The organism is Rhizobium sp. GR12 (assembly GCF_036596185.1).
GTDB lineage: Bacteria > Pseudomonadota > Alphaproteobacteria > Rhizobiales > Rhizobiaceae > Agrobacterium > Agrobacterium nepotum.
In genome coordinates, this window is the sequence record NZ_JASXTH010000010.1 from 154574 (window position 1) to 169053 (window position 14480).

Consider the following 14480-nt stretch of genomic DNA (forward strand, 5'->3'; position numbering starts at 1 on the left):
GCGGGCTTGAACGGCGGGCCTATCGCACTTATAAGGCCCGCAATCTCTAAATTACGACATCAGGTTTTCCATGGCTGGTCATTCACAGTTCAAGAACATCATGCACCGCAAGGGCAAACAGGACTCCGTTCGGTCCAAAATGTTTTCCAAGCTTGCGCGTGAAATCACCGTTGCGGCAAAGACGGGTATGCCCGACCCGAACATGAACCCGCGCCTGCGTCTGGCAATCCAGAACGCCAAGGCCCAGTCCATGCCGAAGGACAATATCGAGCGCGCGATCAAGAAGGCCGCCGGTGCAGACGGCGAAAACTACGATGAAGTCCGTTACGAAGGTTACGGCCCCGGTGGCGTCGCTGTCATCGTCGAGGCCCTGACCGACAACCGCAACCGCACCGCCTCCAACGTGCGGTCCACCTTTACCAAGGCCGGCGGCGCACTTGGCGAAACCGGATCGGTTTCCTTCTCCTTCGACCGCGTCGGCGAGATCACCTACAAGGCCGAAGTCGGCGATGCCGACAAGGTCATGGAAGCGGCTATCGAAGCCGGTGCCGACGACGTCGAAACCACGGAAGACGGCCACACCATCATTTGCGGTTTCGAGGCGATGAACGAGGTTTCCAAGGCGCTGGAAGGCGTGCTCGGCGAAGCCGAAAGCGTCAAGGCCATCTGGAAGCCGCAGAACACGGTGCCGGTGGATGAGGAAAAGGCGCAGTCGCTGATGAAGCTCATCGGCACTCTCGAAGACGACGACGACGTGCAGAACGTCTACTCCAACTTCGAAGTTTCCGAAGAAATTCTCGCCAAGCTTTCCGCCTGACGTTTCATATTTTAAAAAAAGCCCCGGCAGCGTTTTCGCTCCGGAGCTTTTTTCGTTCAGGCGGCCTTTCTGATGGAGGCCCGCACATCGGCGAAGATCTCTACGGAGCGCAGCCTTTTTTCGATATCGTGGACCGGCATCGAGACGATCAGTTCGTCGGCCTGCGTTTCGGCGAGGAACCCGCCGAGATGGCGTCCGATCGTTTCAGGCGAGCCGACAGCCGCGAAACGCAGCGTATGTTCCACCGAGAAACGCTCCATCTCATTCCAGTAGTCGTCCATGTTGTGGACCGGCTTCGGAAACGGGATGCGGACATTGCGGCGCAGGTTGACGAATTGCTGCTGCGACGAGGTGAAGAGATATTGCGCCTCCTCATCCGTATCCGCGCCGACACCCATCACGCCCACCATCACATAGGGCTTGTCCAGCGTCGCAGAGGGCTGGAAGCGTTCGCGATAGATGTGGATCGATTCCATCAGCATATCCGGCGCAAAATGCGAGGCGAAGGAATAGGGCAGACCGAGTGCTGCCGCCAGATGCGCGCTGTAGGTGCTTGAGCCGAGCAGCCACAGGGGCACGTTCGAATTCATGCCGGGCACGGCAAGGATCGCCTGATCCTGCTGCGGCGGACCGAGATATTGCTGGAGTTCGATAATATCGTGCGGGAAGTTCTCCGCACCGGCATCGAGGTTACGGCGCAGTGCTCTTGCCGTCCGCATGTCGGTTCCCGGCGCACGGCCAAGACCGAGATCGACGCGGCCGGGCAGCAGCGCCGCAAGCGTGCCGAACTGTTCGGCGATGACGAGCGGGGAATGATTGGGCAGCATGATGCCGCCGGAACCGACACGGATATGTTTCGTTGCCGCACCCACATGGGCGATGACGAGCGATGTCGCCGCGCTCGCAATACCCGGCATGCCATGGTGTTCCGCAAGCCAGATGCGGTTGTAACCGTGGTCTTCAGCTTTGATCGCCATGCGGCGGGAGTTTTCAAGCGCCTCGCTGACGCTCTCGCCTTCGCCAATCGGCGAAAGGTCGAGAATGGAAAAGGGTATCATCCGACGCTCCTGCACAAATTCAAGTCTTTGATGCGGATGTAAGGCGCGTCTCCCGATTTACCAGAGAAGTCGCGCAGAATTGAAGGATGGTTCAAAAAAATTGGGGCCTCAGAAGAGGCCCCCTTTTTGCTTTCTCAGCCCGCCCGCCGGAACTGCCGGGTTTCCCGATGCCCGGCCGGTTGCCGGTCGGGTGCCAGCACGAATTGTCCGAGCCTGCCGTCCATCTCTCCCGCTTCGGAGGCGAGATTGCGAATGGCGGCCGTCGTTTCCTCCACCATGGCGGCGTTCTGCTGGGTCATGGTGTCGAGGCTGGTGACGGTGCTGTTGATTTCCGAAAGCGTATGCGCCTCCTCGCGGGTGGAAACCATGATTTCCTCGATGCGGGAACTGATGGTCTGCACATGCTGGCCGATGCCGGTCAGCGAAGCGCCCGCCTTTTCGACCAGCGCGACACCGGTGGATACTTCGTGGGTAGAGCGCTTCAGCAGGCTGGTGATTTCTTTCGCGGCGGCGGCCGAGCGTTGCGCCAGTTCGCGCACCTCCTGCGCCACGACGGCAAAGCCCCTGCCGGCGTCGCCAGCGCGGGCGGCCTCGACACCCGCATTGAGGGCGAGAAGGTTGGTCTGGAAGGCGATTTCGTCGATGACGCCGATGATCTGGTTGATCTGGCGCGATGAGGTCTGGATTGCCTCCATGGCGGCGATGGTCTGCTCCATGACTCGGCCTGAGGCCGTGGCCTCCGTGCTCGCGTCGTGGGCGATCCGTGTCGCCTGTTCGGCGCGTTCGATCTGGTCGCGGACGGCTTCGGTGATTGCCTTGATGGCGCTTGCCGTCTCGGTAATGGAAGCGGCCTGCCGCTCGGTGCGTTCCGCCAGCTGGTCGGCACCCACCCGCATTTCCTCCGAACCGCCGCGAACTGCGGCGGAATTGTTACCAATGGCCTGCATGGTCTCGCTGAGCCTCGCAAGCGCCGTATTGAAGTTGTGGCGCAGGCTTTCGAGATCTTCGGGGAAGGCGGTCTCAATGCGATAGGCAAGATTGCCGTTTGCCAGTCGATCCAGCCCTTCGTCCAGAGAATGGACGACCATTTGCAGGGTGCCTGCCTCAGCCTCCCGTTCTGCAAGATGTGCGCGGCGCGCCGTTTCGGCTTCCTCGCGGGTGCGCGATGCGGTTGCTTCCATTTCCCGCTGCAAGATGAGCTTTTCGCGGAAACTACCCAGCGCACGCGCCATGCGGCCGATTTCGTCCTTGCGGTCCTGATTGCCGATCTCGGTGTCGAGACGGCCCGCCGCTACCTCGCCGGTCAGTCCGGCAAGCTTTTCCAGCGGGGCGAACAGACGCCGCGCGAAAAAGGCTGTTGCCGCACACATGGCGGCCAGGACGCAAAGGCCGATCGCTGCAAGCGTGCCGGCAATCGAGATGGAGCCCGCGTTCAACTCGCTGCGCAACATGCTTTCCACCGCGAGATATTTTTCACCGGCAAAGGAGAAGGGACGGGCATAGGCATTGGCCTCGCCGTCCGGGCGGTCGATCTTGGCAATCGTCATGCCAGCCGCATTCAGCGCTTGCGCGTGGAAGCCGTAGATTACCGGATCGAGGCTGACGAGCCCGCTGCCATCCACGCCCAGAACCTTGCCGTCGGCAGAAATGATCGCGGATTGTTCGGAGCTGCCGGCGGCGATGCCTTTCGCGAGTATATGGCCGAAGACCTCTTGCTTGACACGGAAGAGGACGATGCCCTTGAACGCACCGAATTTGACAACCGGAATGCCGAAATAGATGCCGGCCTCATTCGTCGCGGCGTCGATCCGCAGACCGGAGAAACTCGTCTGCGCAACGTCGTTCACGGCTTTTTCGGCACTAGCGGCCCCACGGGCAAAGGCTGTGCCGAGGCCGCTATCCGCCCAGGCGCCGCCCGTGACGGTTTCCCCGAAAGCCGATCCTTTCAGATAGGAGTAATAGACCGTGCCGGCGGGATCGACGAAGAGAACATCGCTGAAGGGAGTTCCGTTGAGATAGCCGCCGATATCCGTCTGGGTTTTTTCATGGGTGGAATAATAAAAGCCGCTCGGGTTTTCAGGCTTGATGAGCTTTTCCTTTTCGCCGAAGGGGTTCTCCTTGACGAAGACGCGTTGCAGTTCCGCCTTTGCGTCGCCGGAATTTTTCTGCACCGTGCCCCAGCCGCTGCGCATGGAAACCACCGCCATTTGCAGGGATTCGATCTTGGCGATGGAAACCGCCTGCGTTTCGAGCTGCTCAAGACGTTCCTGCAGCATATCGCCCCGGAAGACGAGAATGCTTTCCATGGATTTCGACGCCTGTTCCTCCAGAACGCCGCTGCTGCTTTGATAGCCGAGAAGCGTGAGAGCCCCGGTCGAGATCGTCATCAGCGCAAGGAAGATCGCGAGCACTTTGGTGGATATGGAATGAAAACGGTTCAGCATGGCCGATGCAGCCCCCAATGCCGGATCAGTTCCCGCGCCATGCATGCACGGCGCCATCGGACGGCTGATATGGCGAAAATATTGTGCTGTGGATCATCATGTCCGCAGCTCCCCTTTTTTGATTTTGTGCGGGAACAATGCGGTACGCGGTTTAAGCAGAGGTAAATGCTGCACTGCAAATTTGATCAATGTTGTCGTTTTGTTCACTTATCGCTGGCAGGGTCGCAACCGAAAAGATAGGGTGCCTCATGCAAAAGACGATTCGAATCATCGGTATCGACCCCGGGTTGCGGCGCACCGGATGGGGTGTCATCGAAACCCTCGGCAACAGCCTTCGGTTTGTCGCCTCCGGTACCGTGACGTCGGATGGCGACATGGACCTTGCCTCCCGGCTGTGCCAGCTGCATGACGGGCTGGCGGACGTCGTACACAGCCATCAGCCCGACGAGGCGGCGGTGGAGCAGACCTTCGTGAACAAGGATGCGGTCGCCACGCTGAAACTCGGTCAGGCGCGCGGCATCGCCATGCTGGTTCCGGCGCGGGCGGGATTACCTGTCTTCGAATATGCGCCGAATGCGGTCAAGAAGGCCGTCATCGGCGTGGGGCACGGCGAAAAGCAGCAAATCCACATGATGCTGAAAATCCTGATGCCGAAGGCCGAATTCAAGGGTAACGATGCGGCGGACGCTTTGGCGATCGCAATTTGCCACGCCCATAATCGCGGCGGCGACAGGATGGCGCGGCTTTTGGCGGCCGGTTGAATATTTGAAGTCTCATTGAGCGGGCGGCATCATGATCGGAAAACTTAAAGGCACCATCGAGGAAATCGGCACGGATTACGTGCTGGTGGATGTGCACGGCGTCTGTTACGTGGCCAGTTGCTCGGCCCGGACACTTTCGAAAATTGGCTCCGCTGGCGAAGCGGTGGTCCTCTTCATTGAAACCTATGTGCGCGAAGACCAGCTGAAGCTGTTCGGTTTCCTGTCGGCGCTTGAGCGGGAATGGTTCAATCTGCTGCAGAGCGTGCAGGGGGTCGGCTCGAAAGTAGCGCTGGCAATGCTGTCCACCCTGTCCCCTTCCGAACTCGCCAATGCGATAGCGCTACAGGACAAGGTGATGATTTCGCGTGCGCCGGGCGTCGGGCCGAAAGTGGCGGTGCGCATCGTCACTGAACTTCGCAACAAGGCGCCTGCTTTTGCCGGAGAGGCTGCGGCTTCCATCGGGCTCAAGCAGGAGCTTGGCGAAGGTGTGGCCTCCGCGCCGGTTGCGGATGCCGTTTCCGCGCTCACCAATCTCGGTTATTCGCGCGACCAGGCCGCAAATGCGGTTGCCGCCGCGCTGAAGAATGGCGGGGAGGGCGGCGACAGTGCCAAACTCATCCGGCTCGGCCTGCGCGAACTTTCACGCTAAGCTGCGCGCAGCAAGCGAACGAAGCCGGGTGCGATGCTGAATTTCGTGAAGCGCCTTCGTGCGACAGTCGTGATATAGCGGCGAAGACCATCTCTTGAATTGGTTTAGAACAATGGAATGCCCTCTATGAGCGATGCGGACAGACTGATTTCGGCGGACAAGCGCGGTGAAGATATTGACACCACCATGCGTCCGCAGTCGCTGGACGATTTTACCGGCCAGGCGGAGGCCCGCGCCAATCTCAAGGTATTTATCGAAGCCGCCAAGAACCGCGGCGAGGCGCTGGATCATGTGTTGTTCGTGGGACCGCCTGGCCTTGGCAAAACCACGTTGGCGCAGATCATGGCCAAGGAGCTTGGCGTCAACTTCAGGTCCACCTCCGGACCGGTGATTGCCAAGGCGGGCGATCTCGCCGCACTTCTAACCAATCTCGAGGAGCGCGACGTGCTCTTCATCGATGAAATCCACCGTCTCAACCCGGCAGTCGAGGAAATTCTCTATCCGGCGATGGAGGATTTCCAGCTCGACCTCATCATCGGGGAGGGGCCGGCGGCCCGTTCGGTGAAGATCGACCTTTCCAAATTCACCCTCGTTGCCGCGACCACGCGTCTCGGCCTTCTGACGACGCCGCTGCGCGACCGTTTCGGTATTCCCGTCCGGCTGGCCTTCTACACTGTCGATGAACTGGAACTGATCGTTCGGCGCGGGGCGCGGCTGATGGGGCTGAACATGACCGACGGGGGCGCGCGCGAGATTGCGAGGCGCGCACGCGGCACGCCGCGCATCGCCGGACGGCTTTTGCGCCGGGTGCGTGATTTTGCCGAGGTGGCGCGGGCGGAAGCCGTCACACGCGAGATCGCCGACGAGGCGCTGACGCGGCTGCTTGTCGACAAAATGGGTCTCGACCAGCTCGACATGCGTTATCTGACCATGATCGCGGTCAATTTCGGCGGCGGTCCGGTCGGTATCGAGACCATCGCTGCCGGTCTGTCGGAACCGCGCGACGCGATCGAGGATATCATCGAGCCCTATATGATCCAGCAGGGTTTCATCCAGCGTACGCCACGCGGCCGAATTCTGACCGGTACGGCCTGGAAACATCTGGGCATGCAGCCTCCCAAGGATATCGAAGCTGCGCAGTTCCGGCTCACCCTGGAAGAGGATTGAGCGAAAAGGGAGAGGCATATGCCGGAATATGATTCTTCGCGGGTGTTTCGCAAACTTGCACGCAACAACCGGCTGGCCAATTTCCGGCTGCATCACGTCTGTCTTCAGCTTTCGCAAGAGGAGTTCGTGGCTCCTCGGGTCAGCTTCTTTCCCACCCTTCGCGCAACCCTGAACCACATCTACACCGTCGACCGTTTTTATATTGACGCGGTCAAAGGCGGGACGCTCGGCCTTGACGCCTTTGCCGAGGAGGAACCTTTCGCCACCATGGCGGAACTGCGCATCGCCCAGGCGGAACTTGATGAGGCGTTGATCGCCTTTGTCGATAGGCTTGATGGAGACGGCCTCGCTGCCACTGTCAATATTCATCGTGGCGCGCGCATTCAGCAGGATCGTTGCGACGATGTCCTGTCCCATCTCTTTCAACACCAGACGCATCATCGCGGGCAGGCGCATGCGATGTTGTCCGGTACCATGATGGAACCGCCGCAGCTGGATGAATTCATTGTGGGAGATGACGCAAAGGCGAGAAAAGCCGAGATGGATGCGTTAGGGTGGACGGAAACCGATTTGATGTTTCCAGCCCGCAGGTCCAGTTAATGACACAAGATACCAAAGTGCAGGACACCCGTATCCGCATGAAATTCAAGCCGAAGCGCATTTTCCAGATGCGCGTTGCGGGGCTGGCGTTTCGTGATGGCCATGTGCTGGTGCACCGGGCGTCGCATGAAAAATTCTGGACCTTTCCGGGTGGCCGCGCCGAAATGGGCGAGCGTTCCGAAGAAACGCTGGCGCGTGAGATGGTGGAGGAGCTTGGCGTCGAGGCGAAGGTCGGGCGGCTTTTGTGGGCGGTCGAGAATTTTTTCCATTATGAGGGCAAGGACTGGCACGAACTCGGTTTCTATTACCTGATGGACCTGCCGGAGACGCTTGCCTTTCATCCAACGGATATCATTCACCGCGTTCAGGATGGCGACAACGAGCTTGAGTTTCGCTGGGTCGCCGCGACCCGTGAAGCGTTGACGGAACTCGATATTCCGCCCTATTTCATCGCCGATGAAATAGAACACTTGCCGCAGACCACGAGACATCTTGTCTGGCATGACGGCGATCTGGACGATAAATGACTTCTGCCCCTGTAACGAGGCGCCACGAGCATCTTATCGTCCGCGAAGGTCGTTCAGGCGCGGTCGATTTTTTCAAGGAGACATCATGAGCGAGCTTGTGGTTTCGCTTTCAGGCGAACTCATGGAACATGGGCACCGCCTGACACAGCGGGTCTATTATGAGGACACGGATTTTTCCGGTCTCGTTTATCACGCGCGTTATCTGCATTTTCTCGAGCGCGGGCGCACCGATTACCTGCGTTGCCTTGGCTGCGAACAAAGCGCGCTTCTGACCGCCGACGAAGAAGGTCTCGTCTTCGTCGTTCATCGCATGGAGATCGATTTCAAGAGCCCGGCGCGGATGGATGACGTGTTGACGATCACCACCGTTACCGAAAAGGCTGGCGGTGCGAAAATGGTGCTCAATCAGGAGATTCGGCGCGGCGAAACACTGCTTGTCACCGCGAAGGTCATCATCGCCGTCATCAATGCCAATGGCCGGCCGAGGCGTCTTCCGGAGGCGGTTGCCGAAAAATTCCTGAAGTAAGTTCAGGGCCGGTCCAGTAAATCCATCGAGCGTGGCGCGGTTGTAACACTCCTTTAACCATAATGGTGTCTTACTTTAGCAACTGGCATTTGTGCGGCGCACGCCTTCCTTTCACCAAATTTATTGGCAAGTAAGGCTTACTGGCAAGTATCGGGGTATGGCAAAGGGGTTGGCGGCTGTTGCCGCAGGACTTCGAGCGTTAACACGCGTTTGAATCGCCCGGTCCCGCACCGGGCGTTTGGATTCGGGGATTGGATAATTATGGAACAGGCAGGTTTGGCAGCGGCGACGCACGATGTAAGTCTCTGGGCGCTGTTTATGCAGGCGGGCCTCATCGTGAAGTTCGTGATGATCGGACTGATCGCCGCCTCGGTCTGGACGTGGGCGATCGTCTTCGACAAATACGTAAGCTTCGGCAAGGCAAAGCGCCAGTTCGACCAGTTCGAGCAGGTCTTCTGGTCGGGCCAGTCGCTTGAGGAGCTTTACCGCACGTTGGCGGAACGCCAGAATGTCGGTCTTGCGGCAATTTTCGTTTCCGCCATGCGGGAATGGAAGAAATCATTCGAACGTGGCGCGCGTTCGCCCATCGGTCTGCAAATGCGTATCGACCGGGCAATGGACGTGACGATTGCCCGTGAAGGCGAACAATACGAGGCTCGCCTCGGTTCTCTCGCCACCATCGGTTCGGCAGGTCCGTTCATCGGTCTGTTCGGCACGGTCGTCGGTATCATGACCTCGTTCCAGGCGATCGCCGGTTCCAAGTCCACCAACCTTGCGGTTGTGGCGCCGGGTATCGCGGAAGCGCTTCTGGCGACGGCCATCGGTCTCGTGGCGGCTATTCCGGCGGTTATCGCCTACAACAAGTTCACGGCCGACGCGCACAAGCTTTCCGCCCGCATGGAAGGTTTCGCCGACGAGTTTTCCGCGATCCTGTCGCGCCAGATCGATGAAAAACTTCAGACGCGGCAGGCCGCCCAATAAGCGGCCCCAATTTACATGCTGTGCAGTAATTTGCCGCAAGGCAAAATGGAGTAGATGGTATGGGTATGTCAGCAGGTGGCAGCAGCGGTGGTTCCGGTGGACGCCGGGGACGCGGTGGACGTCGCAGGAGCGGCGCGATCAGCGAGATCAACGTGACGCCGCTGGTCGACGTCATGCTCGTGCTGCTCATCATCTTCATGGTGGCCGCACCGATGATGACGGTCGGTGTTCCGATCGATCTGCCGCAGACATCCGCCAACGCGCTGAATTCGGATACGCAGCCGATCACGATTTCCGTCAATGCCAATGGTCAGATTCATTTGCAGGAAACGGAAATCCAGGCGGCCGAAGTAGCCGACAAGCTGCAGGCGATCGCCACGACAGGTTATAACGAACGAATTTTCGTGCGCGCGGATTCCGTTGCCGCATACGGCGTTGTCGCCGATGTGATGGCGCGTATCCAGGCGGCGGGCTTCAAGAATATCGGCCTTGTAACCCAGCAGAAACAGGACAATTGACGTAAAGCGATGAAGGGCAGCCTTACCACATCCGCGATCGTGCACGTGTCGCTTCTGGCTTTCGCCCTCGTTTCCCTGGGCTCGCCGGAACCGCTTGACGTGTCGCAGGCCGAGGCCTTGCCTGTGGAGCTGGTGCCGATCGAGGAATTGAGCCAGATCCAGCAGGGCGACAAAAAAGCGCCGAAAGCGGAGAAGTCTGCCCCGGTTCCGACCACGCGTCCGGATATCGTCGAGAACGCCCAGAATGTCGGCAACAACGTAGCTGACATTGAAGCGCCGCCGACGCCTACGACAAAGCCCAACGACAATATCAGCGCCGCTGCCCCGCCAAAGCAGGAAAAGCCGCAACCGGTCGTCGATACCAAGGCGAACGAGGTGAAGGAAATCGTCAAGGAAGAGACCTCGGCTCCCAAGCCGCAGGAAATGGCCGCCTTGCCGCAGACCAAGCCTGAAATCGCGCCGCAGCCGAAGACGGAACCGCCGCCGCAGGAAACCAAGACGGAAGAGCCGCCGCCCGTGCAGCAGGAGCCGGCCGAAATTCCCGTGCCGCCAAACGTGCCGCGCCCGAATTCCCGTCCCGAACCGCCGAAGCCGGAAGAGCCGAAACAGGCCGAAACCAAGCCCGCCGAGCAGAAGCCCGCCGAAAAGCCGGCGGAGACCAAGCCCGACCAGGCGAAATCCACGGACAAACCTTCCGACAAGAAGCCGGGCGAGAAAAAGCAGGAAACGGCGAAGTCCGCTTCGTCGAAGCAAAGCGATTTTAACGCCGACGACGTTGCTGCACTGTTGAACAAGCAGGAGCCTTCAGGTGGCGGGGCCAAGCGCTCTACCCAGCAGGCATCGCTTGGCGGCAAAAAGACGACGGGCGGCTCGACGCTCAGCCAGACGGAAATGGATGCGCTGCGTGGCGCGATCCAGAAGAACTGGCAGATCATTCCCGGCATGGCGGATGCCTCGGACGTTCGCGTTCGGGTCACCATGAAGCTTGACCGTGATGGAACCATCATCGGCCGGCCCGAGATCGAGGCAACGGGTGGTTCCGAGGGAACGCGCCGCGCTCTTTCCGGCGGGGCTTATCGCGCCATCATGCGTTCTGCTCCGTTCACGAACCTTCCTGCCGACAAATATGATGCATGGAACGAAGTCGTAGTGAATTTCGATCCCAGTGAATTGCTATGAATGCTGAAAGGCCTGGCAACATGAAGATATTTTCGCCGATCCGGCTGGTGCTCGCTGTCGCGGCCCTCATGTCGGTTTTCTCCGCACCGGCTTTTGCACGGGTGGAAATCAACATCAACAAGGGCAACGTCGAGCCCTTGCCCATCGCCATAACCGACTTCATGTCCGGTGACGGCATTGGCGCGCAGGTTTCGGCCGTCATCGCGGCCGATCTGCAGCGCTCGGGTCTGTTCGCACCGGTCAACAAGAGTGCCTTCATCGAAAAAATCGCCAACCCGGATCAGCAGCCGCGTTTCGAGGACTGGAAGGTCATCAACGCCCAGGCGCTTGTGACCGGCCGCGTGACCCGCGAAAGCGACGGGCGTCTGCGCGCCGAGTTCCGCCTATGGGATACTTTCGCAGGTCAGCAGATGACCGGGCAGCAGTTCTTCACGCAGCCGGAAAACTGGCGTCGTGTTGCCCACATCATCGCCGACGCCATTTATGAGCGCGTCACGGGTGAAAAGGGCTATTTCGATACCCGCGTCGTTTTCGTCTCCGAAAGCGGTCCGAAGACGGCGCGCAAGCGCCAGCTGTCGATCATGGATCAGGACGGTTTCAACGTCCGCAACCTGACCAATTCGAACGACATCGTTCTGACGCCGCGTTTCTCGCCGAACCGTCAGGAAGTCACGTACATGTCCTTCGAAGGCCAGCAGCCGCGCGTCTACCTGCTGCAGCTGGAAACCGGACAGCGCGAAGTGGTGGGCAACTTCCCCGGCATGACGTTCTCGCCGCGTTTCTCGCCGGATGGCCAGAAGGTCATCATGAGCCTTCAGCAGGATGGTAACGCCAATATCTACACCATGGACCTGCGCTCACGCACCACGACGCGCCTGACGAACACGTCCGCGATCGATACGGCACCGTCATTCTCCCCGGATGGGCAGCGTGTCGCCTTTGAAAGTGACCGTGGCGGCCGCCAGCAGATCTATGTCATGAATGCCGATGGTTCCGGCCAGCAGCGCCTTTCTTTCGGCGACGGTTCCTATTCCACTCCGGTATGGTCGCCGCGCGGCGATCTGATCGCCTTCACCAAGCAGTCGGGCGGCAAGTTCTCGATCGGCGTGATGAAGACGGACGGTTCGGGTGAGCGCATCCTGACCAGCGGTTTCCATAATGAGGGTCCGACCTGGGCGCCGAATGGCCGCGTGCTGATGTTCTTCCGCCAGAACGCCGGCGCAGGTGGCCCGCAGCTCTATTCGATCGACCTGACGGGCTACAACGAACAGCTCATCAAGACGCCCACCTTCGCTTCGGATCCGGCCTGGTCGCCGCTTCTGGACTGATATTGACTGCCATGACGGCGCCGGAAAAACCGGCGCCGTCATGTTTTGACCGCACCGTGCGGGAAATGCCTCTTTCTTGCCGCAAAGTGTTGTGAGGGAGCAAAAAAATGGGACATTTCCTTTCTGTTAACCATAAGCGTTTGTCGGCTATTAACCTCGATCCGTTAGTGTCTGGCAACGTTATTGAAATTCCAAGGAGAGACCGGCGATGAGCCGTACACACACTTCGGCACTCAGCCCGATGCAGAAACTGGCCCGTAACCCCGCTGTTATCGCCATGACGCTCGCTCTTGCTCTCGCAGGCTGCGCGAACAAGAAGAACATGCCGAACAGCGCCGGTGAACTCGGTCTTGGCGGTGCGGGTTCTGCGACGCCGGGCTCCCAGCAGGACTTCACGGTCAATGTCGGCGACCGCATCTTCTTCGATACGGACTCGACTTCGATCCGCGCCGATGCGCAGCAGACGCTGCAGCGCCAGGCGCAGTGGCTTTCTCGCTACCCGAACTACGCGATCACCGTCGAAGGCCATGCCGACGAACGCGGTACGCGTGAATACAACCTGGCGCTCGGCGCCCGTCGTGCCGCTGCGACCCGCGACTTCCTGGCTTCCCAGGGCGTTCCGGCAGGCCGCATGAAGACGATCTCCTACGGTAAGGAAAAGCCGGTCGCCGTTTGCGACGACATTTCCTGCTGGTCGCAGAACCGCCGCGCCGTGACGGTTCTCGGTGGCGCGGGCATGTGATCGCCTGACGCTTTTGTGATCTTGAATGGAAGGCGGTCTATGGGCCGCCTTTCGTTTTTTTCATAGTTTGGCCGAAGTTAAGTTGCTTTTTCGGTTGATATGGAAAAAATCCGGCTTGCGCCATTCCGGTGCAAATCAGTTAAGGCAGGACGAATGAGATGAAGAAACTTGTCGTGGCGGGAATGCTGGGGCTTGCAGCCTGCACCGGCCTGAGCGGCACAGCCGTTTCGGGTCCGCTGTTCGGTGCGGGGGGTAGCTTCGGCACGTTCAACTCTCAGCAGGCCCCGGTCGTCCGGGTTCAGGCCAATGAAGCCTATAAGGTTCAGCAGCTTGAAGAACAGATCCGGCAGCTCAACGGCCGCATCGAAGAAATGAGCTTCCAGCTTTTGCAGATGCAGGAAACGATCCGCAAGGCGCAGGAAGACAATGAGTTCCGCTTCCAGGAACTGGAAGGCGGCAATGCCGGCGGCAAGGGCGCAAGTCCGACCACGCCGAAAAAGAAGGCGGAGGTCACTCCGACCACCCCGCCGAGTGACGACGTTGCAACAATCATCGAAACGCCACCTCAGGGTGGCGCTTCCGTTTCGCCGTCCGCCCCGGCCAATGCGCCGAGCGCACCGGCAGAGACGACGCTTGGCTCCATCGAACTTGATTCCAAGGGCATGCCGATCGGCGGCTCATTGAACCAGGGTGCCAATAATTCTTCCGGCAGTCTTCCGGGTGTCACCAACGGCAACGGTTCGCGCAAGACCGATCCGGTCAACACGGCAGCGCTGACAAGCGAAAGCGATATCTATCAGGCTGCTTACGGCCATGTTCTTTCCGGCGACTACAGGCTGGCGGAGCAGGGGTTCCAGCAATATCTCCAGGGTTATCCCAAGGGCACCAAGGCCGCAGATGCCAGCTTCTGGCTGGGCGAGGCGCAATATTCGCAGGGCAAGTTCAACGAGGCGGCAAAAACCTTCCTGAACGGCCACCAGACCTATGGTAAGTCTCCAAAAGCCCCGGAAATGCTGATGAAGCTCGGCATGTCGCTTGCGGCTCTGGACAATACCGAAACCGCCTGCGCCACGTTGCGCGAGGTGCCGAAGCGTTACCCCAGTGCTTCGAAGACCGTGTTGAACAAGGTTGCCAGCGAACAGAAGCGGCTGAGCTGCTGATCTTTCTCCTGCCATGGCGGCGG

General features: G+C 59.6%; 15 protein-coding genes. 13 read left to right on the forward strand and 2 right to left on the reverse strand.

Features of this window, described 5'->3' with window-relative positions; genetic code table 11:
• The first annotated feature begins 70 nt into the window (after window positions 1-70).
• Entirely contained in the window at window positions 71-817 is a 747-nt protein-coding gene (locus QSK43_RS18485) for a YebC/PmpR family DNA-binding transcriptional regulator (protein WP_332304663.1), read from the forward strand.
• A 56-nt stretch (window positions 818-873) separates the two neighbouring features.
• Here the strand turns inward: QSK43_RS18485 and QSK43_RS18490 are convergent, their stop codons facing one another.
• Together QSK43_RS18490 and QSK43_RS18495 are read right to left on the reverse strand one after the other, a co-directional pair.
• Window positions 874-1875 (reverse strand): LLM class flavin-dependent oxidoreductase, encoded by a 1002-nt coding sequence (locus tag QSK43_RS18490; RefSeq protein ID WP_332304664.1) that lies wholly within the window; start codon window positions 1873-1875, stop codon window positions 874-876.
• A 134-nt stretch (window positions 1876-2009) separates the two neighbouring features.
• Complete coding sequence (locus QSK43_RS18495; protein WP_332304665.1) at window positions 2010-4319, reverse strand: methyl-accepting chemotaxis protein; 2310 nt, start codon at window positions 4317-4319, stop codon at window positions 2010-2012.
• A gap of 248 nt (window positions 4320-4567) precedes the next feature.
• Here QSK43_RS18495 and ruvC point away from each other — a divergent pair, with 248 nt between their 5' ends.
• The 12 genes from ruvC (at window position 4568) to ybgF (ending at window position 14457) form a co-directional block, all read left to right on the forward strand.
• Window positions 4568-5080, forward strand: coding sequence for a crossover junction endodeoxyribonuclease RuvC (ruvC, locus tag QSK43_RS18500; RefSeq protein ID WP_045023240.1), 513 nt, complete (start codon window positions 4568-4570; stop codon window positions 5078-5080).
• A gap of 31 nt (window positions 5081-5111) precedes the next feature.
• Entirely contained in the window at window positions 5112-5729 is a 618-nt protein-coding gene (ruvA, locus tag QSK43_RS18505; RefSeq protein WP_045023241.1) for a Holliday junction branch migration protein RuvA, read from the forward strand.
• Between the two features lie 126 nt (window positions 5730-5855).
• Complete coding sequence (ruvB, locus tag QSK43_RS18510; RefSeq protein ID WP_045023242.1) at window positions 5856-6896, forward strand: Holliday junction branch migration DNA helicase RuvB; 1041 nt, start codon at window positions 5856-5858, stop codon at window positions 6894-6896.
• A gap of 18 nt (window positions 6897-6914) precedes the next feature.
• Window positions 6915-7496, forward strand: a complete 582-nt coding sequence (locus QSK43_RS18515; protein WP_332304666.1) for a DinB family protein — start codon at window positions 6915-6917, stop codon at window positions 7494-7496.
• The gene (locus tag QSK43_RS18520; RefSeq protein WP_045023246.1) at window positions 7496-8023 is read left to right on the forward strand and encodes an NUDIX hydrolase; all 528 of its coding nucleotides are present in this window, start codon (window positions 7496-7498) and stop codon (window positions 8021-8023) included. The genes QSK43_RS18515 and QSK43_RS18520 overlap by 1 nt, the downstream gene beginning before the upstream one ends.
• Window positions 8024-8108: 85 nt before the next feature.
• Window positions 8109-8549, forward strand: coding sequence for a tol-pal system-associated acyl-CoA thioesterase (gene ybgC / locus QSK43_RS18525; protein WP_332304667.1), 441 nt, complete (start codon window positions 8109-8111; stop codon window positions 8547-8549).
• A gap of 261 nt (window positions 8550-8810) precedes the next feature.
• Complete coding sequence (tolQ, locus tag QSK43_RS18530; protein ID WP_003511390.1) at window positions 8811-9530, forward strand: protein TolQ; 720 nt, start codon at window positions 8811-8813, stop codon at window positions 9528-9530.
• Between the two features lie 59 nt (window positions 9531-9589).
• Window positions 9590-10048, forward strand: coding sequence for a protein TolR (gene tolR, locus QSK43_RS18535; protein WP_045023250.1), 459 nt, complete (start codon window positions 9590-9592; stop codon window positions 10046-10048).
• 9 nt (window positions 10049-10057) lie between these two features.
• Window positions 10058-11227, forward strand: coding sequence for a hypothetical protein (locus tag QSK43_RS18540; protein WP_045023252.1), 1170 nt, complete (start codon window positions 10058-10060; stop codon window positions 11225-11227).
• A gap of 20 nt (window positions 11228-11247) precedes the next feature.
• Window positions 11248-12555: a Tol-Pal system beta propeller repeat protein TolB gene (gene tolB, locus QSK43_RS18545; protein WP_045019238.1), complete on the forward strand. Its 1308-nt coding sequence runs from the start codon at window positions 11248-11250 to the stop codon at window positions 12553-12555.
• A gap of 208 nt (window positions 12556-12763) precedes the next feature.
• Window positions 12764-13297: a peptidoglycan-associated lipoprotein Pal gene (gene pal / locus QSK43_RS18550; RefSeq protein ID WP_045023254.1), complete on the forward strand. Its 534-nt coding sequence runs from the start codon at window positions 12764-12766 to the stop codon at window positions 13295-13297.
• A gap of 158 nt (window positions 13298-13455) precedes the next feature.
• Entirely contained in the window at window positions 13456-14457 is a 1002-nt protein-coding gene (gene ybgF, locus QSK43_RS18555; RefSeq protein ID WP_332304668.1) for a tol-pal system protein YbgF, read from the forward strand.
• The last annotated feature ends 23 nt before the right edge of the window (window positions 14458-14480 follow it).